The 23,832-nt window shown below is 75.1% G+C and carries 25 protein-coding genes and 2 pseudogenes; 13 read left to right on the top strand and 14 right to left on the bottom strand.

The genetic code is table 11. From position 1 onward, the window contains the following. Positions 1 to 461: pseudogene (locus QSK03_RS07790) on the top strand (hypothetical protein); the annotation flags it as partial. 181 nt (positions 462 to 642) lie between these two features. Here QSK03_RS07790 and QSK03_RS07785 read toward each other — a convergent pair. The 3 genes from QSK03_RS07785 to QSK03_RS07775 are packed head-to-tail and all read right to left on the bottom strand — an operon-like array spanning position 643 to position 2,329. Beyond that, positions 643 to 1,128, bottom strand: coding sequence for a MarR family winged helix-turn-helix transcriptional regulator (locus QSK03_RS07785; RefSeq protein WP_285650044.1), 486 nt, complete (start codon positions 1,126 to 1,128; stop codon positions 643 to 645). An 11-nt stretch (positions 1,129 to 1,139) separates the two neighbouring features. Beyond that, positions 1,140 to 1,751 carry an Asp23/Gls24 family envelope stress response protein gene (locus tag QSK03_RS07780; protein ID WP_285650042.1) on the bottom strand — a complete coding sequence of 204 codons (612 nt, stop codon included), beginning with the start codon at positions 1,749 to 1,751 and terminating at the stop codon, positions 1,140 to 1,142. Beyond that, the gene (locus QSK03_RS07775; RefSeq protein WP_285650040.1) at positions 1,748 to 2,329 is read right to left on the bottom strand and encodes an RNA polymerase sigma factor; all 582 of its coding nucleotides are present in this window, start codon (positions 2,327 to 2,329) and stop codon (positions 1,748 to 1,750) included. Before QSK03_RS07775 ends, QSK03_RS07780 begins: the two co-directional genes overlap by 4 nt. Positions 2,330 to 2,408: 79 nt before the next feature. Between QSK03_RS07775 and QSK03_RS07770 the strand changes: the two genes are divergently transcribed. Genes QSK03_RS07770 through QSK03_RS07755 form a run of 4 tightly spaced genes read left to right on the top strand, consistent with a single transcriptional unit; the run spans position 2,409 to position 5,793 of the window. Next, positions 2,409 to 3,116 (top strand): SDR family NAD(P)-dependent oxidoreductase, encoded by a 708-nt coding sequence (locus tag QSK03_RS07770; protein ID WP_285650038.1) that lies wholly within the window; start codon positions 2,409 to 2,411, stop codon positions 3,114 to 3,116. Between the two features lie 42 nt (positions 3,117 to 3,158). Continuing rightward, entirely contained in the window at positions 3,159 to 4,358 is a 1,200-nt protein-coding gene (locus QSK03_RS07765) for a glycosyltransferase (RefSeq protein WP_285650035.1), read from the top strand. 38 nt (positions 4,359 to 4,396) lie between these two features. Next, positions 4,397 to 5,125 carry a 2-keto-4-pentenoate hydratase gene (locus QSK03_RS07760; RefSeq protein WP_285650033.1) on the top strand — a complete coding sequence of 243 codons (729 nt, stop codon included), beginning with the start codon at positions 4,397 to 4,399 and terminating at the stop codon, positions 5,123 to 5,125. Next, on the top strand, positions 5,122 to 5,793 hold the full coding sequence (locus tag QSK03_RS07755) for a DUF427 domain-containing protein (RefSeq protein WP_285650027.1): 672 nt from the start codon (positions 5,122 to 5,124) through the stop codon (positions 5,791 to 5,793). Before QSK03_RS07760 ends, QSK03_RS07755 begins: the two co-directional genes overlap by 4 nt. Here QSK03_RS07755 and QSK03_RS07750 read toward each other — a convergent pair. Together QSK03_RS07750 and QSK03_RS07745 are read right to left on the bottom strand one after the other, a co-directional pair. After that, entirely contained in the window at positions 5,759 to 6,586 is an 828-nt protein-coding gene (locus tag QSK03_RS07750; protein ID WP_285650025.1) for an HAD family hydrolase, read from the bottom strand. The genes QSK03_RS07755 and QSK03_RS07750 overlap by 35 nt on opposite strands. Then, the gene (locus QSK03_RS07745) at positions 6,583 to 8,931 is read right to left on the bottom strand and encodes a phosphoribosyltransferase domain-containing protein (protein ID WP_285650023.1); all 2,349 of its coding nucleotides are present in this window, start codon (positions 8,929 to 8,931) and stop codon (positions 6,583 to 6,585) included. Before QSK03_RS07745 ends, QSK03_RS07750 begins: the two co-directional genes overlap by 4 nt. A 79-nt stretch (positions 8,932 to 9,010) precedes the next feature. Here QSK03_RS07745 and QSK03_RS07740 point away from each other — a divergent pair, with 79 nt between their 5' ends. Beyond that, entirely contained in the window at positions 9,011 to 9,721 is a 711-nt protein-coding gene (locus QSK03_RS07740) for a GNAT family N-acetyltransferase (protein WP_285650021.1), read from the top strand. A gap of 121 nt (positions 9,722 to 9,842) precedes the next feature. After that, on the top strand, positions 9,843 to 10,643 hold the full coding sequence (locus QSK03_RS07735) for a hypothetical protein (RefSeq protein ID WP_285650019.1): 801 nt from the start codon (positions 9,843 to 9,845) through the stop codon (positions 10,641 to 10,643). On the opposite strand, the gene QSK03_RS07730 is transcribed toward QSK03_RS07735, so the two are convergent. The 3 genes from QSK03_RS07730 to QSK03_RS07720 form a co-directional block, all read right to left on the bottom strand. Beyond that, positions 10,644 to 11,771 (bottom strand): serine hydrolase domain-containing protein, encoded by a 1,128-nt coding sequence (locus tag QSK03_RS07730; RefSeq protein ID WP_285650017.1) that lies wholly within the window; start codon positions 11,769 to 11,771, stop codon positions 10,644 to 10,646. It lies immediately after the preceding gene. A 26-nt stretch (positions 11,772 to 11,797) separates the two neighbouring features. Continuing rightward, on the bottom strand, positions 11,798 to 12,049 hold the full coding sequence (locus QSK03_RS07725) for a hypothetical protein (protein WP_285650015.1): 252 nt from the start codon (positions 12,047 to 12,049) through the stop codon (positions 11,798 to 11,800). A gap of 96 nt (positions 12,050 to 12,145) precedes the next feature. Further along, on the bottom strand, positions 12,146 to 12,526 hold the full coding sequence (locus QSK03_RS07720) for a PASTA domain-containing protein (RefSeq protein ID WP_285650013.1): 381 nt from the start codon (positions 12,524 to 12,526) through the stop codon (positions 12,146 to 12,148). 205 nt (positions 12,527 to 12,731) lie between these two features. Here QSK03_RS07720 and QSK03_RS07715 point away from each other — a divergent pair. Then, positions 12,732 to 13,445: pseudogene (locus QSK03_RS07715) on the top strand (GrpB family protein); the annotation flags it as partial. A gap of 283 nt (positions 13,446 to 13,728) precedes the next feature. On the opposite strand, the gene QSK03_RS07710 reads toward QSK03_RS07715, so the two are convergent. Together QSK03_RS07710 and QSK03_RS07705 are read right to left on the bottom strand one after the other, a co-directional pair. Beyond that, positions 13,729 to 14,034, bottom strand: a complete 306-nt coding sequence (locus tag QSK03_RS07710; protein WP_285650011.1) for a divalent metal cation transporter — start codon at positions 14,032 to 14,034, stop codon at positions 13,729 to 13,731. Positions 14,035 to 14,111: 77 nt separating this feature from the next. After that, positions 14,112 to 15,065: a manganese catalase family protein gene (locus tag QSK03_RS07705; protein ID WP_285650009.1), complete on the bottom strand. Its 954-nt coding sequence runs from the start codon at positions 15,063 to 15,065 to the stop codon at positions 14,112 to 14,114. Between the two features lie 355 nt (positions 15,066 to 15,420). On the opposite strand from QSK03_RS07705, the gene QSK03_RS07700 reads away from it, so the two are divergent. Then, complete coding sequence (locus QSK03_RS07700; protein ID WP_285650007.1) at positions 15,421 to 16,140, top strand: AfsR/SARP family transcriptional regulator; 720 nt, start codon at positions 15,421 to 15,423, stop codon at positions 16,138 to 16,140. Between the two features lie 3 nt (positions 16,141 to 16,143). Here the strand turns inward: QSK03_RS07700 and QSK03_RS07695 are convergent, their stop codons facing one another. Next, entirely contained in the window at positions 16,144 to 16,833 is a 690-nt protein-coding gene (locus QSK03_RS07695) for a TetR/AcrR family transcriptional regulator (RefSeq protein WP_285650004.1), read from the bottom strand. Positions 16,834 to 16,843: 10 nt separating this feature from the next. Next, a complete protein-coding gene (locus tag QSK03_RS07690) occupies positions 16,844 to 17,983 on the bottom strand; it encodes an FAD-dependent oxidoreductase (RefSeq protein WP_285650002.1) in 1,140 nt (379 codons plus the stop codon). A gap of 169 nt (positions 17,984 to 18,152) precedes the next feature. Here QSK03_RS07690 and QSK03_RS07685 point away from each other — a divergent pair, with 169 nt between their 5' ends. From QSK03_RS07685 to QSK03_RS07670, 4 genes are all read left to right on the top strand, one after another. Further along, on the top strand, positions 18,153 to 19,325 hold the full coding sequence (locus tag QSK03_RS07685) for a uroporphyrinogen decarboxylase/cobalamine-independent methonine synthase family protein (RefSeq protein WP_285650000.1): 1,173 nt from the start codon (positions 18,153 to 18,155) through the stop codon (positions 19,323 to 19,325). 4 nt (positions 19,326 to 19,329) lie between these two features. After that, a complete protein-coding gene (locus QSK03_RS07680) occupies positions 19,330 to 19,788 on the top strand; it encodes a GNAT family N-acetyltransferase (RefSeq protein WP_285649998.1) in 459 nt (152 codons plus the stop codon). A 77-nt stretch (positions 19,789 to 19,865) separates the two neighbouring features. Next, positions 19,866 to 20,804, top strand: coding sequence for a Rieske (2Fe-2S) protein (locus tag QSK03_RS07675; RefSeq protein ID WP_285649995.1), 939 nt, complete (start codon positions 19,866 to 19,868; stop codon positions 20,802 to 20,804). A 14-nt stretch (positions 20,805 to 20,818) separates the two neighbouring features. Further along, a complete protein-coding gene (locus QSK03_RS07670; RefSeq protein WP_285649992.1) occupies positions 20,819 to 21,175 on the top strand; it encodes a Rieske (2Fe-2S) protein in 357 nt (118 codons plus the stop codon). A 97-nt stretch (positions 21,176 to 21,272) separates the two neighbouring features. Here QSK03_RS07670 and QSK03_RS07665 read toward each other — a convergent pair whose 3' ends face one another. Both QSK03_RS07665 and QSK03_RS07660 read right to left on the bottom strand, forming a co-directional pair. Further along, the gene (locus QSK03_RS07665) at positions 21,273 to 22,505 is read right to left on the bottom strand and encodes a pentapeptide repeat-containing protein (protein ID WP_285649990.1); all 1,233 of its coding nucleotides are present in this window, start codon (positions 22,503 to 22,505) and stop codon (positions 21,273 to 21,275) included. Between the two features lie 373 nt (positions 22,506 to 22,878). After that, positions 22,879 to 23,751 carry a type II CAAX endopeptidase family protein gene (locus tag QSK03_RS07660; protein ID WP_285649988.1) on the bottom strand — a complete coding sequence of 291 codons (873 nt, stop codon included), beginning with the start codon at positions 23,749 to 23,751 and terminating at the stop codon, positions 22,879 to 22,881. Positions 23,752 to 23,832 lie beyond the last annotated feature (81 nt).

Raw genomic sequence — 23,832 nt, 5'->3', positions numbered from 1 at the left:
TGGGCGGACCCACCCTCTCCCGCGCCCTGGGCTGCTGGTGCCGACACCACCACCGCGCCAAACACCACGGCGGCTGGCAGGTCACCCAACCCGAACCCGGCCGCTTCCTGATCACCACCCGCGCCGGGGCGACCTACGAGACCCGCCCACCCCGGATCATCCGGCCCCTGCCCGCGCCCCTGCCCACCACGACCCCCCGACCCCTGCCCGAACACGAACTCGACCACCACGGCACCACCACCGACGGCGACCAAGGAGCCGGGGACCAGGGAGGCATCGACGGGCGCGGCCTCGACGTCCGGGGCCCCACCGCCCCCCGGCGGCGCCGCACCACCCCGCCGACCGTCCCGACCCCCCGCGGCCCCGGCACCCGCGACCTCCTGCGCCGCTCGACCACCACCCCGACCCCGACCGGCACCACCGCGCTCGTCCCCGGCCTCGAGGACCCGCCGCCCTTCTGATGGCGACCGAGCGAGACCCGCAGGGACTCGCGCTTCCCACACGGCGCGATGAGACACCGCGAGCCGAGGCCACTCGGGTGCGCGAGGTGGTCGACGCCGCCGCCCCCAGCGTTGCGCCCGCTCGACCGCCTCGGCCCGACCGCCTCGACCCGTCAGGATCCAGCTCAGCCCGGCGCGACGATCAGCCCGGAGCGTCCGACCCGTCCACCTCGACCGAGCCCTCGCGTCCTTCAGATCCGTCCAGCGCCCGGCGGACACGCCGCAGCAGCGCCGCGAGCGTCGCCGCGTCCTCGGGAGTCAGGCCGATCGCCGCCGGAGCGTTGTAGTCGTGCACCCGCGGGAGAGCGTCGTCGAGCGCGGCCCGGCCGGCGTCGGTGAGCCGCAGCCCCGTGGCCCGCCCGCGCCCACCCGGCCCGTCGCGTTCCACCAGTCCGCGGTCCACCAGGGACGCCACGAGCTCCCCCATGCTCTGCGGCCGCAGGAGCACCTGGCGGGCGAGCTCGGCCTGGGTGGACGCGTGGTCCGACCCCTCCTCGTCGCGCAGCACGGCAAGCACACCGAACTGGTTCGGCGTCAGCCCGACGGCCCCGAACAGGGCGTGGAACCCGCGCGCGACGGGGTGGTAGGTCTGCACGATCTCCCAGAGGGGCAGGTCCGGCTCGCTCACCCCGCCACGCCCTACAGCAGCACGTCGTCGACGTGCACGAGCACCGCGACCGGCTCCAGTCCCGTCGACGCCCGCACCCCGTCGGCGACGGCGGCCCGGATGCGGGTGCCGAGGTCGACCAGGTCCTCCCCGTAGTCGGCGGCCAGGGTGATCGCGACGACCGTCGACCCGCCGGCGACCCCGGCGACGACATCGGGACCGGGGTCGGCGATCAGGCTGGTCTCGGGGCCCGCGCCGGCGGCGACGAGGCGGGTCAGCGCCACGCGCACGCCGGGCACACGGGAGGCCAGGTGACGGGCGAGCGCCTCGACCACCCGCGCACTGATCCGCGTGCGCCCGCGGGCGTCGGTGATGCTGCCGAACTCGGGGTCGGAGGCCACGCCGCGGATGCTGCGCAGCGCCTCGTCGAGCAGACCGTCGGGCGCCTGCGGCCGGTGGGCGGACACGGCGCGGACCGGCGCCCACAGCCGGTCGAACTCGGCGAGCGCCGCCTGGCAGTAGGGGCAGTCGCGCTGGTGGTCGTCGAGGCGCTCGGCGTGCCCCTCGGCCACCTGCGCGACGAGGGCGTCCGCCTCACGGCCACACGCGAGTCGGCCCTCGGTCGGGGCCGCAGGAGAGGTCATGTCCAGTCCTTCATCTCGGACATCAGCGTGGCGCGGGCGCGAGCGAGGCGCCCGCGGACCGTGGCCTCCGTGGTCTTCGTCACCGCCGCCGCCTCGCGGTACGACAGCCCTTCGAGCTGCACCAGCACCAGCGGCACCCGCTGCTCCTCGGGCAGCCCGCTGATCGCCGTGAGCCCGGCCTGCAGCTCCTCGCCCGCCAGCACCCGCCGCTCGGGTCCGGCGACCCGGGGGTGGTCGGCGTCGGAGAGCTCCTGGTGGGTCCGCTGGCTGCGGCGGTGGTTCAGGCAGCGGTTGACGACGACGCGGTAGAGCCAGGTGGTGAACGACGACGTCCCGGCGAACCCCGACATCGCCGTCCAGAGCTGGATGACGACCTCCTGGGCGACGTCGTCGGCGTCGGCCGCGCTGCCGAGCATGCGCAGCGCGATCCGGTAGATGCGGTCGCGGTGCCGGCGCACCAGCTCCTCGTAGGCGCTGCGGTCGCCCGTGCGGGCACGGCTCACGAGCCAGCGATCGGCCTCGTCGTCGATCACGGGCCGTCGGTCGTCGGGGGCGGATCGGCGCCCCGGTGCGCTCACGGGCGGATCCTTCCCACGATCGGCCGTGCACAACCGGTTCCCGTTGCCGGGTGTCGCAGCACACGCCAGCATGCCGTCCGTGACCAGTCCCCCGGCCCCGACGCGCGGGCTCGCCGTCGTCACCGGCGCGAACCGGGGCCTCGGCCTCGGCGTCGTCCGCCGCCTCGCCGCCCGCGGGCACCCGGTCGTGCTCGGCGCCCGGGACGCCACCAGGGGCCACGACGCGGCCGCGGACCTCCCCGGCGACGTCACCGTGCGCGCCCTCGACGTCGCCGACCAGGGCTCCGTCGACGCGCTGGCGGCCTGGGTGCGGGCCGAGCACGGCGCCCTGGAGATCCTCGTCAACAACGCAGGCGTCCACTACGACACCGGGCAGACCGCGATCGGCGCCGACCTCGCGATCGCGGAGGAGGCGCTGGCCGTCAACGCGCTCGGCGCCTGGCGCACCGTCGTCGCCTGCGCCGACCTCCTCCCGCACGGCGCCCGGGTGGTCATGGTGTCCAGCGGCGCGGGGTCCTTCGGCGAGACGCGGGGCGGGGGCGGCGTGCCCGCGTACTCGGTGAGCAAGGCGGCCCTCGACATGGTCACCGTCAAGCTCGCCGCCGACCTGCGGCCGCGCGGTGTGCTCGTCAACGCGGTGTGCCCCGGCTGGGTCGCGACCGACATGGGCGGCGCCGGCGGACGTCCGGTCGACGCGGGCGTCGACAGCATCCTGTGGGCCGTCGACCTCCCGCCGGACGGCCCGACCGGGACGTTCACCCGCGACGGGCGGACGGTGCCGTGGTGACCGCCCTGCGATGACGGGCGCGCACGCCTAGCGTCGAAGATCGTGCAGACCCGCGTCCTCGCCACGGTCACCGGTTCGCCCTCCCACGCCCGCGCCGTCCTCCCTTTCGCCCGTGCCCTGGCCGCCGCCGGGCACGAGGTCGTGGTGGCCTGCCCCGAGGAGCTCGCCGGCGTCTTCGACGGTCTGCGTGTCGAGGCGGTGATGCCCCCGATGAGCGCCGCGGTGGCCGCGCTCGGCCCCCGGCTCGCGGAGCTCGAGGGCCCGCCCGAGATGGCCGTCGTGATCCCGATGCTGTTCGCGGGCCCGCACGTCACCGAGGCGGTGCGGCTCCTGCGGCCGGTGGCCGAGCGGTTCGGCCCGGACCTGGTCCTGCGCGACGGCACCGAGCTCGCCGGGCTCCTCCTCGCCGAGGAGCGCGGCATCCCCCACGTCGCCGCGCCGTCGGGCGGAGGCCAGCAGCTGCGCCCCGACGCCGTCGACGGCGCCCTGCGCGAGCGCAGCCGCGAGCTCGGCCTCGCCGTGACGGGGACCGCGCTCCATCGTCACGGGCGTCTCGACTGCTTCCCGCCCGCCTGGTCGTTCGCCGCCGAGGGCGTGGCGCCGGCGTGGTCGTACCGCCAGGACGACGAGGTCGCCCGTGGCGACGTCCTCCCGGCGTGGATCGGGGAGCTGCCCGCCGGCCGCCCGCTGATCCTTGCGGCCATCGGGACGGCGCTGCCGATGATGGCGTCCCGCGACACCGGTGACGGACCGCGCCCTGGCCCGCCGGTGGACCCGCCGCGGGCGCTGCGAACGATCGTCGACGGGCTGGCCGAGCTCGACTGCGAGGCCGTCGTCGCGACGGGCGGGCTCGCGATCGCCGAGGGCGCCCCGGTGCCCCCGCACGTCCACGTCCTGGACTGGGTGCCGCAGCCGCTGCTGCTGTCCTGCGCGGACCTGCTGCTGACCCACGGCGGCTACAACAGCATCCGCGAGACCGTCCGCCACGGGACGCCGATGGTGGTCCTGCCGCAGTTCGGCGACCAGGAGGGCAACGCCGACCGGGTCGCCGCGCTCGGCCTCGGCCGCCGGTGTGCCCCGGAGGCCGGCGACGTCACCGCGGCCTGCGCGGCCGTCCTCCACGACGCCGGCGTGCACGCCGAGATCCGCCGCGCGCAGCGGGCGATGCTCGCGCTGCCGCCGGTCGCGGTCGCCGCCGACGACCTCGCCGCCCTCGCGCAGACCCACGGCTGCGCCGCCTGAGCCACGATGCCCCGATGGACGCCCGAAGGGATGCCCCCGTGGATGCCGCCGTGAATGCCCCCGTCGATCCCCACGCCTGGGCCGCGTGGATCGACGCGGCGCACCGCGAGGGGCGTCTGCTCGACGCGCCCGAGCACGACCTCGACCTCACCGCCGCCTACGCGGTGCAGGACCGCCTGACGGCCCGCCGCGAGGCTCGTGGCGCGCGGCGGATCGGCTGGAAGCTCGGCTACACGTCGGCGGTGATGCGCGAGCAGATGGGCGTCGACACCCCGAACCTCGGCCCGCTGCTCGACACCATGGTCGTCGAGCCCGGCGGCGCGGTGCCCCCGACACTCGTCCAGCCCCGGGTCGAGCCGGAGATCGGCCTCGTCGTCGGCGCCGACGGCGGGCCCGCCGAGGCGCGGGCGGTGCTGGAGGTCGTCGACTCGGTCTGGCGCGACTACCGCTTCACGCTGGCGACCAACACCGCCGACGGCTCGTCGGCGGCCGGCGTGGTCGTCGGGCCGGTCCTCGACGGCGACCTCGCCGCGCTCACCGTGGAACTCCGGCGGGGTGATGACCTCGAGGCGACCGGACGCGGCGACGCCGCGATGGGCCACCCGCACCACGCCCTCGATTGGCTGCGCGGCGCGATCGGGGGCGCCCTGCGGCCCGGAGACCTCGTGATCACCGGCGGACTGACCCGCGCCGTGCCGCTCGGGCCGGGCGAGGTCGTCGAGGCCCGCTTCCCCGGTGCGACCGTCGCCGTGCAGGGCGCGCGGTGAGCGGCCACCCGGGTCCCGCCGTCCCCGTCGGTCACGTCGAGCCCTGCCCCCGGCGGGTGCGGGCACGGCTCGGCGGCCGGATCGTCGTCGACACCCTCGACGCCTCCTACCTCTGGGAGCACCCCTGGTACCCGCGCTGGGTGCTCCCGGCGGGCGACGTCGACCCGGTCCTGCAGGCGGCCGTCGAGCACCCCGCGGGCGCCCCGGCGGGCACCGTGGGACTGCCCTGGTCGGCGGCCGACGCCTGGTTCGAGGAGGACGAGCCGGTCCACGTCCACCCCCGCAGCCCGTACGTGCGGGTCGACGCGCTGCGCTCCCGGCGTCACGTGCGGGTCGAGCTCGACGGGGTGGTCCTCGCCGAGTCCGACGCCCCGGTGCTGCTCTTCGAGACCGGCCTGCCGACCCGCGCCTACCTCGACCTCACCGCCGTCGACACGACGCGCCTCGAGCCCTCCGACACGCGGACCGCCTGCCCGTACAAGGGCGTGACCAGCCGCTACTGGTCGGTGCGCACTCCCGCGGGCCGGTACGACGACCTCGCCTGGTGCTACGACCACCCGGCCCCGGCCGTCGCCCGCATCGCGGGGCTCGTCGCGTTCTACGACGAGCGCGTGGACGTGGTCGTGGACGGCGTCACCGGTCCCCGGCCGACGACACACCTGGCCTGAACGCCACGGCCTGCGCCAGCAGCCACGCCGCGATCTCCTCCCCCGCCCGCAGACCGGCCGCGGCCGTCACAGCGACGTGGTCGGCGTGCCACCCGGCGGCGTGCAGCCGGCCGTCGACGGGCTGGATGCCCGCGTCGGCGGCGAGGAGCAGGTCGGCGTCGAGGGGCGAGTCGCCCGCGGCCAGCACCCGCGACGCCGCGACGCGCCGCCCGATCTCCGCCACCGCCGCGCTCTTCTCCAGCCCGGCGGGCAGGACGTGCACCTTCTCGTCGTGCGCGGACACCCGCCAGCCCCGGTCGGCCACGAGCGCGTCGAGCCCGTCGACCCAGCCGTCGGGGACGTCCGGGATCCGCACGACGAGCAGAGCACCGTCGGCGGTGCGCACCTTGCCGTGCGGCAGAGCGCCGAGGTGACCGGTGAGCAGGCGCGCCACCTCGCGCCGCGGGGCGGCCCGGGCGATCAGCGCCCGGACCCGTGCCGCCCAGTTCGCGTCCGCCACGCCGTCGACGAGCAGCACGGCGCCGTTCGCGCACACCGCGTACCGCGGGACGACGCCGAGGGTGCGCGCGAGGTCGAGGCGGCGGTACCCGTCGACCGACCGCGTGGTCGCCGGGACCCAGGTGGCCACGCGGTCCAGCGCGACGAGCGACGCGGCGGTGCGCCGGGTCAGTGACGCGGTGGTCACGCCCCGCCGGCGCTCGAGACGGATCACCTCGTGCGCCTCGGCCGGTCCGGCCACCCGGTCCGAGTGCACGAGGGTGCGGTCGAGGTCGGTCGCCGCGAGCACCGTCACCGGACGCGCAGCACGCCGACGCACCGGTACGGCGCCGCGATCCCGTCGAGGCACCCGGGCAGCTCGCGCACCGCCACACCGCGCTCGCGGCACAGGTGGCGGACGGGGTCGAGGTCCTCGTCGGCGTCGCGCGCGATCAGGACCGCCTCCGGGTCGCGGCGCAGCAGCGCCCGCGTCGTCTCCCCGATCCCGGGCCGCGCGCGGCGGCCGCCGAGCTCCCGACCGAGGGCGGCGAGGTACCGGGGGCCGCGGCCGTCGGGCGGCGACGAGGCACCCGGGACCACGGGCGCGGAGCCGACGCTCACCGCGTCCAGGAACCTCGCCGTGCGGTCGAGACCCCCGGCGTAGTACTTCGCCCCGTGGTACGCGCCGGGCGCGAGCAGGTCGGCGCGGGCCACGGTCCGCGACACGAGGCCCGAGACCGTGGCGTCGAGACAGGCCTGCGGCACGAGGAGATCGTCCCGGGTGCCGTGGACCGCGGCCCGGTGGGCGGGGTCGGCGAGGACGGCGACGGTCGGGTCGACCACGACGCCGGTCTCCTCGGCGTAGCGCGCGAGGTCGGCGGCCACCTCGTCGAGGATCCCGCCCGTGCCCGTCCAGCCGTCGACGAACACCAGGGCGGCCGGGTCGTGGGCGGCGACGAGGGCGTCGAGCGCGGCACGGTCGAGCCCGCGCCCACGCAGCACGCTCACCGCGTAGTGCGGCAGCGCCACCCCGCGCTCGCGGACGGCCCACCGGCGCACCAGCACCCCGACCGGCGTCCCGGCCCGCGCCAGCGACACCAGCACCGCACGGGGACCGCGCAGCGCGAGCACCCGCTCGGCCAGCACCCCGACCGCCGTCGCCACCGACCCCGACGATCGCTCGAGCGCCGCGGCGACGACCCGCGCGTAGGCCGGCGACGGCGCGCTCTCCTCCGGGAGCGTCTCCGCGTAGTGCACCCCGGCATCGATGGCCGTCTCGCGCTCGGCCCGCGGCGTCTCGAGGGGCGCGTCGGACACGTCGCTGAGCAGCCAGCCGACCTCGTCGGGCGCGAACGTGCCGAACGCCGGTCCCCGCCGCGCCGGGGCGGAGCGGAACGCCCGCCCCGACGGCCCCCGGCACGGCACGACCGCCTCGACGACCCGCCCGGCCACGGTCGCGAGCCGCGCCAGGAGACCGTCCGGTCGCCGCAGCCCGGGCGTGCGGGCCGCGGCGTCGACGACCACGACGACGGTGTCGTACCGGCCCCACCCCGGGGTCCCGAGCCCGTAGGCGTAGCGCTCCGGCCCGTGTCCCAGAGCGACGTCGTGCGCGGCGAACGCCAGGGCCGAGCGGACGGGGTAGCCGGGCACGTCACGGGCGACGAGCGGCGAGCGGCTGGTGGCCGCGACGTCGACGTCGGTGCCGCGCGCCGCGAGCGCGTCGGCGAGGCGCAGCGGAAGGTAGTGCAGTTCCTCGCAGCCGAGGACGAGCACGCGGCCCGGGCGGGGTCCGAGGGCCGCGGCGATCGCGCCGGCGGCGGGCGGGACGGCGGTGTCCAGCGCGGCTCGCCCGGCCCGGTCGAGCCCGTGGCGGGCGCCCTCGGCCGCGCCGTCGAGCGGGAGGTGGACGGTGGTCACGACGCCCCCGCCGCCGACCGGGCGCGCCAGGGCGTCGGGCCACGTCGCGAGCAGCCGGGCCGCGCGGTCGAGGACGTCGACGGGGGCCGTCAGCGCCGCGCGGGCCGGGGCGACGACGTCGACCCGGACGCCGAGCGCGGCGGCGGCCCGCTCGATCGCGTCGTCGTCGCGCCGGCGCAGGTCGGCGAGCGCGGCGACGACGTAGCGCCGGCGCGGGAGGCGCGCCTGGAGCTGGTGCAGGGTCGTCGCAACGGTCCGCCCCGTGGTCAGCTCGTCGTCGACGAGCACCACCGGGCGGTCGGGCGTCCAGGAGCCGGGGTCGTCGGGCAGCAGGACGTGGCGCGGGGCGTGGCTGTGGGCCTCGACGACCGAGAGCAGCACCGCCGCGCCCGCCACGACCCGCCGGGTCGTGTGCACGACCTGCTCGGCGTCGAGCGCGTCCGCCACGAGGTGCGCGAGCGCCGTCGCGTTCTCCGCGTAGCCCAGCACGACGGGCGCTCCGCCGGGCCCGTCCAGGCAGGGCCGCACCCGCGCGGCCAGGGCCTCGCCCGCCGCCCGGACCCGGCCGGGGCGCGTCGGCAGGTGCTTGCCGAGCACCCGCGAGACGGGCAGGTGGGCGCGGCGGGGGTTGCGGCGCAGGGCGAGCCCGACGAGGGCGTGGGCCGGCTCGGCACCCTCGTCCGCGCCGAACGCGAGACCCAGGGCGTCGTGGACGACGGCACCGGGCCAGGTGGGAACCGACACGGGTCACCTCGTCACCTGAGCTCCATGACCACCCCACAGGACCACACCCCGTGACGGTTCGGAACGGGACGATGACCGGGTGCACACGTCCGACCCCGCGGACCCCGTCCGCCACTGGCCGCTGGCCGGGCTCGTCGTGCGGACGCCGCGGCTCGAGCTGCGCCCCGACGACGACGTGGGCCTCGCCGCGCTCGCGGACCGCGCCCTCGACGGCGTCCACCCGGTCGACGAGATGCCGTTCCTCGAGCCGTGGACCGACGGGGCGGATGACCCCGGCTTCGCCCGCGGGGTGATGCAGTACGCGTGGCGCTGCCGGGCGGACCTGCGCGCGCACCGCTGGTCGGTGAACTTCCTCGTGCGCTCCGCGGGCCGCGTGCTCGGGATGCAGACCCTCGCCGCCACCGACTTCGGCGTCCTCGGCGAGGTCCGGACCGGCTCGTGGCTGACCCGCTCGGCCCAGGGCCGGGGCCTCGGGACCGAGATGCGCCACGCGGTCGTCGCGCTCGCGTTCGACCACCTCGGCGCCCGGGTCGCGAGCAGCAGCGCCTTCGCCGACAACGTCGCGTCCCGCCGGGTCTCCGAGCGCCTCGGCTACGCGCCCGACGGCGTCGAGCAGCACGTCCGCGCGGCCGTGCGGCGGTGCTCCTGCGCAGCCGGCTCACCCCGGCGTCGTGGCGCCGCCCGGGGTGGACCCCGGCGGTCGACGGGCTGGGCCCGTGCCGCGAGCTGCTGGGCGCACACGGCGTGTAGCAAGCGCGACACGCCCGACGCCCTGACTCCATCGGAGTGATCTTCGGACGTGATCGTCGCGGTGGTGGGACACGCGGGGTAGACAATCCGGGCCGACGCCACAGGGGGGATCGATGCAGTACGTCGTACCGACGACGCGGGTGCTCACACACTGTCGATCGGTGCTGCGTGGCGTCGGGTGGGTGCTGAGCACCGGCCTCGTCGTCGGCGTGCTGCTCGTGCTCTTCGAGGCCGCGGTCTCCGAGCCCCTCGCCCAGCGCCCGGTGATGGGCGCCCCCGGGACGACGACGATCGGGCCCGCGGTGCCCTACGGCGGCCAGCTCGAGGCCCCCGACGCCGACGGGCTCGAGCCCGGCGCGTTCATGGGGCTGGGGCTGCTGGTCCTCGGACTGGCGAACGGTCTCGTGTTCGCCGGTGCCGCCGCGCTCGACGCGATCATCTCGCCGTCGGCGGCCGAGACCCGGCGGCGCCTGCGCCAGCGCTCGGCGGCCGGCTCGGTCCCCGGCGGGTGGCGCGAGGTGGAGCGCACGGTGGAGACCGCCACCGCCGCCCCGGCGGCGTCCGCGACCCCCGCCCACGACGACGTGCCCGCCCGCCGCAGCGTCCCGGGCCGTCCCGCGCTCGGGACGACCTACGCGGTCGCCCCGGTGCCCGACGCCGTGATCCCCGCGCCCCGGCGGGCCGACCCCCACGCCGATCTGCGGCCGGCCGAGGCCGCGGTCAGCGCGGTTCCCGACGAGATCCCCGAACCCACCCCGGAGGTCGCGGCCGTGCCCGAGCCCGAGCCCACTGGAGACCCCGCCGCGGCGACCCCCGCCCGCCGGCGCCCCTCGCCCGTCCCGCGCGACGGCGGCGACGGCACGTCCCGCGCGACGCGGCGCGGCTCCGGCCCGTGGGGCTGGCGCCCGGCGCGTCCGGACCCGGTGCCGTGGCGCAACCCGGTGCCCGCGATGGCGGGCTGATCAGCGAGCCAGCGCGTCCTCGACCGTGCTGGTGAAGGCCGCGAACACCGGCCCGGTGGGCGGCAGGACCTGGGTGACGAGCACGGCCGCGAGGTCGTGGTCGGGCCACGAGTACCAGAGGGTCCCCAGCCCGCCGGCCCAGCCGTGGCGGCGCCCGACCGGGGTGTCGACCACGCCGAGGCCGTAGCCCCAGCCGCCGCCGTCGAGGAACGCCGCAGCCGCCGGGGCGGCGCGCTGGTCGGGGGTCAGCCGGTCGGTGGTCATCGCCGCCGCCGCATCGCCGTCGAGGAGCCCCGCTCCGCCCTCGAGCAGCATCCCCGCGAAGCGCAGCAGGTCCGCCGCCGAGCCCACGAGGCCGCCCTGGGCGTCGGGGAACGCGGGCGGGGTGCGCCAGCGGCTGTCCGCGACGCCGTCGAAAGGCGCCGGCCTCCCGTCGTCGCCACGCACGAACGCGGGGACGAGACGGTCACCCGTCGCGACGAACCCGGTGTCGACCATGCCGAGCGGGGCGAGCAGCCGGTCGGCCAGCACCACGTCGAGCGGACGACCGGCGGCGCGGGCCAGCAGGACCCCGAGCACCCCGAACGAGAGCTCGTAGCGCCAGGTCCGGCCGGGCTGGTCGAGGAACGGCAGCTCCGCGAGGCGGGCGATCCACTCGTCGGGGGGCGGCGGCCCCAGGGGGTCGGGCGGACCGAAACCGAGTCCGAGCGCCATCGCGCGCTCGAGGGTGGGGCACGGGCCCTCGTCGACGGTCCAGCCGAACCCCATGCGCATCGTGAGCAGGTCCTCGACCGTGATCGACCGGTCGGCCGGAACGGTGTCGGTGCCGTCGAGGCGCTCCAGGACGCGGTGACCCGCGAGCTCGGGCAGGAGGCGGTCGACGGGCTCGTCGAGGGCGAGCGCGCCGTCGGCGACGAGCACGAGGGCGAGCGCCGCCACCAGCGGCTTGGTGTTCGAGCTCAGGCGGACGACGGCGTCGGGACGCAGGGCGTCGTCACCGTCGGGGTTCGTCGTGCCGGCGGCCGCCATGCTGAGTGCGCCCCGGTGCCGCACACCGACGATCGCGCCCGGCACACCGTGCGGGGCGAGGGTCCCGCGGACCCCGTCGAGCACCTGGTGGGCGTCCACGGCGACCTCCGGGGCCTCGCTCGGGCTCAGGCCCGGGCGGGCGTCCGCCGGGTCTCGCGGGCGCACTCACCCAACGGATCGGCACCGTAGCCCAAGAGCTCCGGGTCGGCGGCGAGGCGCTCGACGTGCACCACCATCTCGCGCGCCCGGGCGTCGAGGGCCGTCACCGAGCCGGGACGGCCCGCGGAGCGCAGCGTACGGAGGTAGTGGAAATCCTCGGGCCGGAGGAACACCCCGACCGGGCGTCGCCCGGGATAACTCAGAGCTACGTGGTACACGATTGAATCGTCGACCACCGGTTCGGCGAGCACAACATCGGACACATCACGCCCCCGCCGGACAACCGTCCGGCGGGGGCGTGCGGTCGATCCGGCTCAGTTCGTGCCGCCGCCCGCGGGGCCGACCGGGCTCGGCTCGGGGCGGACGCCGCCGCCTCCGCCGCCGCCCTCGGGGCCGTCGTCGGGGTCGGGGCCGGTCGGCGTGCGCGCGGCGCCGCCGGCGATCCAGATGCCGACCTCCGTGCCCCGTGCGAGCTCCTCGCCCGCGGCGGGCTCCTGGTCGGCCACGTGACCACGGCCGGCACCGGTGTGGACGGCGTTGCGTCCCACCGCGAGGACTCCGGCGTCCAGCGCCCGGTCGTGGGCCTCACTCGCCGGCATCCCGACGAGCTCGGGCACCACGGCGGTGGTCCCGCCCTGGTCGCCGCTCGTGGGCGTGTCGTCGGTGTGCATCGTCGCTCCCTCCGGACCGGTCATGACGGATCCGTACCCATCCTGCCCGCCCCCTGATACCGCGGTGGCCATCACCCCGCACCGGACGCGTTCGACTGGACACGGTGCGTGAGAACGTGGGCAGGTGCGGCGATCGCCGCGGTGTCCCCGCACCGCCCCGTGAGCGGCGGATTCGGCGGGGCGCCCGGCTCCTGGCCCCGGGTTGACGGCCCCGCACCGGGCCGCTCACATGGGCGGCGTGACGGATCTCTCGACGTCGCCGCCGCTGCGGCTCGGGCTCGCTCCGTGGCTGGCCGCCGACACCGTGGCCGACCTCCGGGCCCGGGCGGCCGCCACGCCCGGGGTCGAGCTCGTCGACGTGCCCGACCCGATCGACCCCGCCGCCGGCCACCTCGTCGTCGACGGCCGTGCCGACGACGCCGTGGACGCCTGCCTCGACGGTCCGGCGGCCGCCGAGGCGTTCTGGACCCGGCGGCTGCTGCGGTTCGCCCACCTCCTCGCCCGGGGGCAGCGGGCGCCCCGGGCGCGCACGGTCACCGTCGCGGCCTACGACCCGGCGTGGCCGGCCGCGGCCGCTCGGTGGGGCGCCAGGGTGCGGGCGGCGCTCGGGGAGCGTGCGCTGCGCGTCGAGCACGTCGGGTCGACGTCGGTGCCGGGCACGGCGGGCAAGGACCTCGTCGACCTCCTCGTGGTCGTCGAGGACCTCGACACCGTCGACGGCCTGGGCCCCGCGGCGTGGCACCGCGCCGGCGTCGTGCCGGTCGCCGGGGACTTCTACGGGATCGACCGCCACGACCGCGAACACCCCCAGCGCGTCGCGGTCGACGCCGACCCCGGACGGCCCCTCAACGTCCACCTCCACCCGCGCGCCTCACCGGTCTGGCGCGAGCTGCTGGCGTTCCGCGACCGGCTGCGCGCCGACGAGGAGCACCGCGCCGCGTACGTCGCGCTAAGCACCGCCTCGCCCGCGAGGCCGGCGGCGACGTCGACGTCTACAGCCGGGGCAAGCGGGCCTGGATCAACGAGGCCGTCGCGCGGGCGCTGGGCTGATCACCCCGCCCGGTCCTCCAGCCATCGGCGCACCGCCTCGCACGCGTCGTCGACAGTCCCCGCGACGCCGACGGGCCGGACCGGCGCGCCGAGGTCGTCCGCGGCGGTCAGGCGCACGCGCAGCGCGCCGTCCTCGCGCCACGCCGCCAGGACCATCACCCCGGTCTCCCCCGTGCTCACGAGAGCGCCGAGACGACGAGGACGACGGTGGGGTCGGCGCCGAGCCCGAGCAGCAGCAGCGCCGGGCACAGGGTCACGGTCCTCCGCACCCACAGCGGCACCCGGCGGCGCAGGAAGCCGGCCATGATCACCTGGCCGGCCCGGGTGCCGACCCCGGAGGAGACCAGTCCCGACAGCAGGAGCGCGGCGAGACGACGCACCCGGCCGCCGCCGCGCGCGGGCACGCGGCCGTCGGCCACCTCGGCGACGGTCACGGCGGAGGTATCGGCGGAGGGGGCGTCGGCGGACGGGGCGAGGGGCACGGCTGCTCCTGCGGCGGATGGGCGGGACCGAGCGGCGCCCCGCGCGTGTCGGGCGGACACCCGCGGGGCGCGCCGGCTCAGCTCCCGGCCGGGCCCCAGAGCGGCGCGGCGGTCTCGGTCATCTCCATCTCGGCGGTGGCCGCCACGAGCTCGAGCAGCTCGGGGTCGAGGCCCGGGCCGAACTCCTCGGGGCGCTCCACGGCGATGCCGGGGAAGGCGACGCCCTCGGGCGCCTGCGCGGTCGACAGCGTCGTCCCGTCCTGGGACGGCGAGGTGCCCTGCACGATCTTGCCGGCCTCGGACTGCTGGTCGAGGCTGAAGGTGTACTGCATGGACTGCAGCCCCTGGTCGGTCAGCGTCTTGACCTCGGGGAACTGCTGCGCGTTCGTCTTCGGGATCGGCAGCAGCTTGTTCCACTCCACGCCGAGCGCCTCGAGGGCCTTGGCGTAGCAGTTCTCGTGGGCCTGGTCGCGCACGATGAGGTAGGCGATCGTGGAGCGCGCGGTCTTGTTGGCCGTCATCTCGTAGAGCCGGCACTTCTGCAGGCGGCCGGTCGACTCGAGCATGAGGTTGTAGAGCAGGTTCAGCGGCAGGTTGCCGGAGTCGTAGACGTACTTGCCGGTCCACGGGTCACCCTGCGCGTCGACCGGCAGGGCGCCCTGGGCGCCGACCAGCCAGTGGTGGATGTTGCCGCCGGAGAGCGCGAGGTCCAGCGGGGTGGCGCCGCCGGCGCCGGGCTCGTCGAGGGCGGTCGGGTTGCCCTGGTAGCGGGGCGAGCCGTCGACGAGCTGGGCGATCGTCGACGCGATGAGCTCGACGTGGCCGATCTCCTCGGTCCCGATGCCGTAGAGCAGGTCACGGAAAGGCTTGCCGTCCGGGCCGCGGAAATTGAAGCTCTGGAACAGGTACTGCATCATCGTGCGCATCTCGCCGAACTGACCGCCCAGCCCCTCCTGCAGGGCGTTCGCGGCCGCCGGGTCCGGCTCGTCCGGGGCGATCTCGTTGAGCATGCGCTGCACGTGGAAGAACACGTCCGGTCCTCTCTCGGTGGGCGGGTGCGCCCGCGGCGGAGGATCGGATGTCCGGACTCCGAGCGGGGGTGCGGCCACCGTCGCGGTCGCCCGTCCCCCGGACGTCGCCCGGCGCGTCCCCGTCGGCGTGCCCGTCGGCGTGCCCGTCGGCGTCCCATCGGCGTCCCATCGGCGTCCCACCCGCGTCCCCGATCCGTCACGTCACCCGCCCCGATGGCGTGTCCGCGGCGTCTCCGGTGGGCACCCGGCCGTCAGCTGCACGCGTTGAGCCCGCCAGCCGCGTCGCCCTCCCGGTCCTCCCGGGACCGCTCTCCCCTCCCCCGACAGCCGGGTCGCGCCGGCGGGAACGGTGGCGATGTCGATCGACGTGTCCGCGCCTCACCAGGCCGCGGAGCTCTCCCTGGTGGGCCGGTTCGCGTGCCGCGTCGGTGACGTGGACGTCCGGCTCACACCCACCGCCGAGCGGGTGCTGGCGTTCCTCGCCCTCGCCCGCCGGCCCGTCCGCCGGCACCAGCTCGCCGGGACGCTGTGGCCCGACGTCACCGACCGGCAGGCCCTGACGCGGCTGCGCTCGGCGCTCTGGAAGGTCCCGGCCCCGCACCGCACCGCGCTCCTCGCCGCCGACGCGACCACCGTCGCGCTCCACCCGGACGCGCTGGTCGACCTGTACGCGCTGGAGGACGCCACCGAGCCGTCCGATGACGCGGTCCCGGCCGAGGCACCGATCGCCCGCGGCGAGCTCCTCCCCGGGTGGACCGAGGAGTGGGTGCTGGTCGAGCGCGAGCGCCACCGCCAGCTGCGGCTGCACGCCCTGGAGGACCGCTGCGCCCGGGCGTGCCGTCGTGGGCGGTTCGCCGACGCGCTGCGGGCCGGCCTCGAGGCCGTCGCCCAGGAGCCGCTGCGCGAGAGCGCGCACCGCCGCGTGATCGAGGTCCACCTCTCCGAGGGCAACAGCGCGGAGGCGCTCCACCAGTACGAGAGCTTCCGGACCCTCCTGCGCGACGAGCTCGGCCTCGCACCCTCGGACGCGATCCGCGCCCTCATCCGCCCGTTGCTCGGTCGGCCCGCCGACTGATCGTCAGCGGTCGGGCCGCGGGGTCCCCATCCCCCCGGCGAGCAGCAGGTCGACGAACCAGCGCTCCCGGTCCTCGGGGGCGCCGGACACCAGCGCCGCCCCGAGCGCCGCGACGCGCGGGTGCTGCGTCGCCGAGGCGGCGCCCAGGGTCGCGGCCAGGTCGGCGTCGGCGGCGCCCTCGGTGCCGTCCTCGCCGCGGGTGCCGTGCTCCGCGGCCGACGCCGTCGCCACGAGCAGGAGCAGGTCGACGAGCCACGCTGCGCGGTCGTCGGGCATGCCGCCCTCGGCGAGCAGGGCCAGCAGCGTCTCGACCAGCGCGAGGTAGTGGGGGCCGCTCGGGCGGGTGACGACGGCGACGCGGGCGAGGCTGGGGTGCTCGCGCAGCACGGCGGTGTAGGAGCCGACGACGCGCCGCAGCCGTTCGTCCCAGGGTCCCCGCTCGCCCGCCGGCGTGAGGTCGACCGCGGCCAGGAACTCGCCGAGCACCGCCGCCTGCAGCTCGGCGGTGTCGCGGACGTAGACGTAGAGCGACGCGGGCCCCGTGTCGAGCCGCTGGGCGAGCCGGCGCATGGTCAGCCGCGCGGCGCCCTCGTCGCGCACCAGCGCGGCCGCGGTCGCGACGACGCCCGCGCGCGTGAGCGCGGGCTTCGACGGGCGCTCCCGCCGGCTCACCGGTCCGGCCGCTTCGGACACCCCACGGACGCTATGCCCGGTGCGCGAGGAACACGTCGCGCAGCGCCGTCGCGCCGTCCGGACCGAAGCAGAGATCGAGGTTCGCGGCCGACTCGGCGGCTGCCTGCGCCGCGCGGGGCACCATGGCCGCCTCGTACGTGGCGAGCGCTCGCTCGCGTCCGGCGGCGGTGGCCACGCCCTGCTCGAGCAGGGCGGCCGCCAGCTCGGCGCCGTCCTGCATCGCGAGGTTCGCGCCCTCGCCGGCGAAGGGCGACATGAGGTGCGCGGCGTCGCCGATCAGGGTCATCCCCTCGCGGTGCTCCCACGCGTGGCCGACGGGCAGGGCATGGATGGGGCGCACCGCGAACGGCTCGTCGACCTCGGTGACCAGCGCCCGGAGCTCGGGTGCCCAGCCGTCGAATGCGGCGGGCAGCGTGCCGTCGGCGAGGGCCCGCTCCAGCCCGGCGGGGTCGTCGGTGCGGACCGCGGCGTAGACCTCGATCGTCGCCCCGGGCTCGCGGTGGGCGATGACGCCCCGCCGGTCGCCGAGGGCGAACAGCAGCCCCCCGCCCACGGCCTCCGCCGGTCCCGGGTGGCGTGCGTCGGCGTCGTGCAGGCGGGCCGCGGCGAAGGTGACCCCGCTGTAGACCGGGACCGCGTCCGAGACGAGCGGCCGCACCCGCGACCAGGCCCCGTCGGCGCCGACGAGCAGGTCGGCCACCAGCGGCTCGCCGGCGCCGACCTCCACCGCGTGGCGACCGCCGCCGAGGGGGCGGGCGGACGTGACCCCGGAGCCCCACCGGACGGTGCCGGGCGCGAGGGCGCCGAGCAGGAGCTCCCGCAGCGTTTCGCGCCGGATCTCCGGACGCCCGCCCTCGCCGTCGTCGTCCTCCTCGTGCAGGACCCGGCCCTCGCGGTCCAGGACGCGGAGGGCCTCGCCTCCGGGGAGCACGGCCGCACGGGAGGCGTCCTCCAGACCGGCCGCCCGCAGCGCCGCCTGCCCCGACTCCTCGTGCATGTCCAGCATGCCGCCCTGGGTCCGCGCGGACGGCCCGGCGTCCCGGTCCAGCACGACGACCTCGACGCCGTGGCGCGCCAGCACCGCCGCCAGCGTGAGGCCACCGAGGCCCGCGCCGACGACGACGATCACGGGAGCTCCGGCGGCGGTCATGGTCGTCTCCCGGGGACGAGGGGATGTCTCTTCGCCACGCTACAACGAACATGTTCGTGGCGAACATGTTCGCCGGATCACGGTCGTCACGGCGTTGACGTGATCTGGACCACACCCTAGCGTCGGGCCGGCGGCTCCCCTGATTCGACGACGAACTGGAGCATTTGCCATGGTCGACTACGACCCCCGTACGGACACCGGCATCCCGACCGAACCGGTCGGCTCGATGCCACGGCCCCAGAAGCTGCAGGAGGCCTACGCGGCCTACGACGAGGGCAAGGTGGACAAGGCGACGCTCGAGGCCGCACAGGACGAGGCGGTGGCCGACACGCTGTCCCGCTACGAGGCCACGGGCGCGCCGATCATCTCCGACGGCGAGCAGCGGTGGTCGTCGTTCGCGACCTACCCGATCACCGACACCCTCGCCGGGACCGGCCTCGCGCCCTCGCTCGGCCCGGGCGGGCAGTTCTTCGCGATCTTCGCCGACGGCCACGGCCGCCAGCTGCCGAAGCTGGTGAAGGGCCCGTTCGAGTACCAGAACTACGCCGTCGACACGCTGCGCAAGTCGCTGCCCCTGGCACACAAGCCGATGAAGCAGGCGGTCATCTCGCCCTCGATGCTGGCGCTGCTCTACCCGCTGAAGGACCCGGTGGAGGGCTACAGCCGCGAGGACTTCGAAGCCAAGCTCATCGACGAGTGCGAGAAGGACATCCGGCAGTCGTTCGACGCCGGCGCCGCGCGCGTCTCCGTCGACTTCACCGAGGGCCGCCTCGCGACCCGTGAGGACCCGCGCAACCCGTGGACCGGCGCCGGCCTGCTCCCGCACTTCATCGACCTGATCAACGGCGTCATGGCGCGGTTCTCCGCCGACGAGCGCACGAGGATCGGCATCCACACCTGCCCCGGTGGCGACCGGGACTCGGTGCACTCCGCCGACGTGCCCTACAACAACCTGCTGCCCGAGATGTTCAAGATCAACGCCGGCTACTTCCTCATCCAGCTCGCGAGCGAGCGCGACAAGGACCCGGTGTACGAGTCGATCGGCAAGAACCTCCGCACCGACGCGGACGGCGTCACGCAGATGGCCTACATCGGGGTGATCAACCCGGGCAACCCGCGGGTGGAGAGCGCCGAGGAGGTCGCCGGGCGCCTCGAGCGGGCCGCGAACTTCATCGACCGCCAGCAGCTCGGGTCCACCGACGACTGCGGGTTCTCGCCGTTCTCGATCGACGAGAAGCCCAACCACGGGTCGCCGGACTTCGCCCGTGACGTGGCGTTCCAGAAGATCACCAACCGGGTCGCCGGCACGCGCATGGCGGCCGAACGGCTCGGAGTGTCCTGAGGCGGTGTGCGTCGAGTTCCGGTCCGAGCGCTCCGACCGCGCGCCGGGCCGGGAGCTGCTCGCGCAGCTCAACACCCTCCTCGACGCGCAGTACCCCGGGCGCGTGGTGCGCCCGGGGTCGGTGACGACCCCCGAGGAGATGGCGCCGCCACGGGGCCGGTTCCTCGTCGGGTACGCCGAGGGGCAGCCCGTCGCGATCGGCGGGCTGCGCCCCCTCGACGACGAGGTCTGCGAGATCAAGCGGATGTACGTCGTCCCCCACGCCCGGTCCCGGGGCGTGGGCCGCGCGCTGCTCGCCGCCCTCGAGGAGGCCGCGCGCGAGCTCGGCTACACGCGGGCGCGCCTCGACGCGGGCAGCGAGCAGCGGCACAGCCGCAAGCTCTTCGCCGCGACCGGCTACCGGTCGATCCCGCCCTACAACGAGAACCACATCGCCGTGTTCTTCGGCGAGAAGATCCTCTGATTCGATCAGCTATGGCGTGGATCACGCCCGGGTGCCAGGCTCTCCTCCGGCGACCCACACCACCACGGGGGCGGCGAATGGCGGAATCCGGCGGCGATCCCGGCGCGGCGTGGCACCAGCGCGTCCTGGCAGAGATCACCCGATGGCCGTGGTTGCGACGCCTCAACGACCAGGTCGCCGAGGCCGTCGACCCGGTCTACGATCGCTTCCGCGCCAACCCGGCCGTCGAACTGATGCACGGCGGTCGCTGGCTCGGGCACTCGCTGCACCCGGCGCTCTCCGACCTGCCGATCGGGTTCTGGTCGGCCGTCCTGCTGCTGGACATGGCCGGCCAGGACGTCCCTCCCGAGGGCTCGCGCCTGGACCCGGCCTCGACGCTCAACGCGGCCGGCATCGCGGCAGCGGCGGCCACCGCGGCCACCGGGGTCGCCGACTGGACGGTCAGCGACGCGGAGGACCGCCGGGTCGGGCTGTTCCACGGCCTGCTCAACGGCGCCGGCACCACCCTGCAGGGGATGTCCCTCGCCGCGCGGCTCGCGGGCCGCCGGCGGACCGGCCAGGTGCTCGGCGCGGCCGGGCTCTCCGTCACCGTGGCCGCGGCCTACGTCGGCGGGCACCTCGTGCAGGGCCGCGCGGTCATGGTCAACCGCGTCGCGACGCACACCGGCCCGCAGCGCTGGGTGAAGGCCGTCGCGGAGGAGGACCTGCCCGACGGCGCGGTCACCGGCGTCGAGGTCGAGGGCCGGCGGGTGATGCTGCACCGCAGCGACGGCGAGGTGCACGCGATCGACGACGTCTGCAGCCACGCCGGCGCGCTGCTGCACCGCGGCGAGATCGACGACTGCACCGTGGTGTGCCCGCTGCACTTCTCGGTGTTCGACCTGCGCGACGGGCACATCGTGCGCGGGCCCGCCCACCATCCCCAGCCCGTGCTCCCGGCACGCGTGCGCAACGGCTGGATCGAGGTCCGCGGCTCCGCGCCGGCGCCCCGATCGCGACGAGCGTCGAACTCCTGAGAGGAACCACCACCATGGCCTGGGAAGCGGTCGCGGACACCGACCAGCTCGAAGAGGGCGACATGATGCTCTGCCACATGGGTGGCGAGCCGATCTGTGTCGTCCGGCTGTACGAGGACGAGGCGGTGGCCGTGCACAACACCTGCACCCACCAGCAGCAGCCGCTCAACGAGGGCTATCTCCAGGAGGACGACTCCCTCATCTGCCCGGCGCACAACTCCCGCTTCGACCTGCACACCGGCATCCCCACCGGCGTCCCGGCCGTCGACCCGATCCCGACCTACGCCTGCAAGATCGAGGACGGCGCGATCTGGGTCGACTTCGAGCAGCAGACCAACGACGCCGCGATCCCGCACAAGCCGTACCACTGAGGCCGTTCGGCGCCGGAGCGGTTGCTTCCCACGAACGGCACCTTCGGCATGCCGAAGGACCACATGAGCTGCCGAGAGTGCCTCTCGGCCGCCCGCGCTAGGTCAGGAAGGTGCGCGGAGAGGTTACGGTCATTGGCTGGGGATACACTCCGCCCTGCTCGCGCCACAACTCAGGACGGGCGAGACACCTTGGCTGATCCGGGTCATAGGAGACGGCGGCCGCGGCTGGGCTGATGTTCCTCCCTGCCCGTGGTGTGCCTACGGCGTCGTCGACAAGCGCGCCACTAACGTTGGCGTCTGTGAGATCGATCCCGTCGATGTTCGCACCGCGGAGGTCCGCGCCAGCCAAGTTTGCACGTCTGAAACTCGCGCCAGCGAGGTTGGCGCCTCGCAGGTCCGCATTCTTCAGATCTGCATCATCGAAACTGGTTCTTGCGTTGGCGACAGCACATTGGAAGTACGTCGACTGGAATGAGACGCCACCCCAGGAGGAGTCGGTCAAGTCGGAGCCGCGCATGTCGGCGCGAGCAAAGTTATGCCCGTCGATGCCTAGGGGAAACACCAAGCCCGCCAGCCTGGCACGGTAGAGATACGCTCGACTAAGGTCGAACCCGGGCTTCGGAACAGCAGCCGCTTCGTCCACCTCCTCGCGCATAGCAATAAGCTGAGGAGCGATCGTGATGAGCGCACGTAGCTGACCGACAACGTATGGCGCCGAAGGGGTCGTCGCGGTTCGACCGGCTCCGATGCGTGGGGCACCGTCCTGACCGTTGACCACCAGCTCGGATTGTGACTTGAGGTAGTTCTCGACGGTGTTGGTAGTAGTCACCGCGAGCGCAACCGTATTTGCCTCGTCTTCGGCGAAGGGCCAGGCATACGAAGTTGCGACGATCCGCTCTTGAAGATTTCGAACCAGGAGGGTGAGCCCCGAGATCCGGGCGGTCGGACTTTCCGAGCCTAACGCATCAAACGCGCTCGAGAGCCTCGCCTCTCTCGCCTGGTGAGCGTTCTCAGCAATTGTCGTCAGTGTGCCGACCGCCGATAGAATCACGGCCAGTACTGCCGCGAATGCTGCGATCGCAGCTACCCTCGTAGCCCTCGCCTGCACGTTCGTGGCGGCAGTCTGTGCTTGCGCCGCCTCCCGCTGCGCAATGACGGCTTCTCGTTGGGCAAGTGCTGCGTCTCGCTGAGCTTCCGCTGCCGCCACGTCACCGTCCGCCGACCTCTCGGCAGCAACGATCTCTCTTAGTCGAAGATCGTTGGCTTCGACTCGCTCGAGATCGTCTCCTTCACCCTCACTACGAGGGTCCGGAACCACGCTCGTGCTCATCGTGTGACCTCAGTATCGCAGCGCAAGCAGATGACCCTGAGACAACAAGCTTCGTCGAACATGCCACGAGTAGCGAGCGATCCCCCCATGCCTTGCAAATTAACCAGTAGGCGGGGCAATAGAGGAAGGCCAAGTCACCCAAGCGGCCCAGTTCGGGAATGACGAGGCCTCTTGCTCCTATGCACTGCGCCGTCAATCGAACACGGATTGTAGTTCGATCGTAGATGGCAGTGCTGCTGCCCAACACTCGGAAGCAATGACCGCAGCCACTTCTCCCGGATTCGCGCACGGAGGCAGCCCACCCAGGGGTCGTTCACAGCGCCGGCATTGTCGGTCTCGTCGCGGCCGCTCAACCCCTCGCCCGTCTAAGGCCTCACGGCCGCGGCGCACCCTCCATGACCTCGTCGGGGGTGCGCCGGTAGGTCCACGTCCCCACGCACAGCACCGTGGCGACGAGGGCGAGGGCCACGGCGACGAGGAGCCCCGCCTCCATCCCGACCCAGACCGCGGCGCTCGCGCCGCCGGCGGCCGCGGCCGGCCAGAAGGCGCCCTGGATGATGCTGTTGTAGGCGCCGTGCGCGACGACGCCCGGCCAGACCGAGCCGGTGCCCAGGCGGATGCGGGCGAGGACGAAGCCCATCGGGATCACGCTGACCATGAACACGATCGCCGCGACGACCGTGTCGGGGTGCTCCGTGTAGATCAGCCCGGCGATGATCAGCGGCAGGTGCCACAGGCCCCAGATCACCGAGTGCACCAGCACCGGGCGCGGGACGCCGGCGTCGACGAGGCGGATCAGCATGTAGCCGCGCCAGCCGATCTCCTCGCCGGCGGCCCACACCATGTTGAGCACGAGGCCGACGGTCAGCGCGCCGAGCAGGCCCATCCAGAACCCGCCCGGGCCGGGGGCGAACGGGACCAGCCCGGTCATCCACGCCGTCCCGAACGCGAGCGCGCCCACCACGAGCGGGACGATCAGGCCCACGACGGACCAGGTCACAGAACGGCCCCCGCCCCAGCGGAAGGACACGTCGCGAAAGCCCTCGCGGTTGACGAGCCGCGTGATCGCCGAGGCGAGCGTGACGCTCCACATCAGGGCGTAGATCCACAGGACGTTGCCGGTCGCGACCATGACCGCCAGCGACAGCGCCTCGAACACGATCACGAGAGGGAAGAACAGGGCCAGCCCGCGCCGGGCCCGTGTGCGGTCCGCCAACGGTCTCGACGGGGCGATCACTCGGGTCACGTCGTTCCTCCTACGGACGAGATCCGTCTGCCGGTGATCCGAGCGTGATGACGCTGCGTGAACATGTCAACGAGCAGTCGC

The sequence above is a fragment of the Actinomycetospora sp. NBRC 106375 genome, from assembly GCF_030269665.1.
Classification (GTDB): Bacteria; Actinomycetota; Actinomycetes; order Mycobacteriales; family Pseudonocardiaceae; genus Actinomycetospora.
This window is presented reverse-complemented; position numbering and strand designations above follow the sequence as displayed.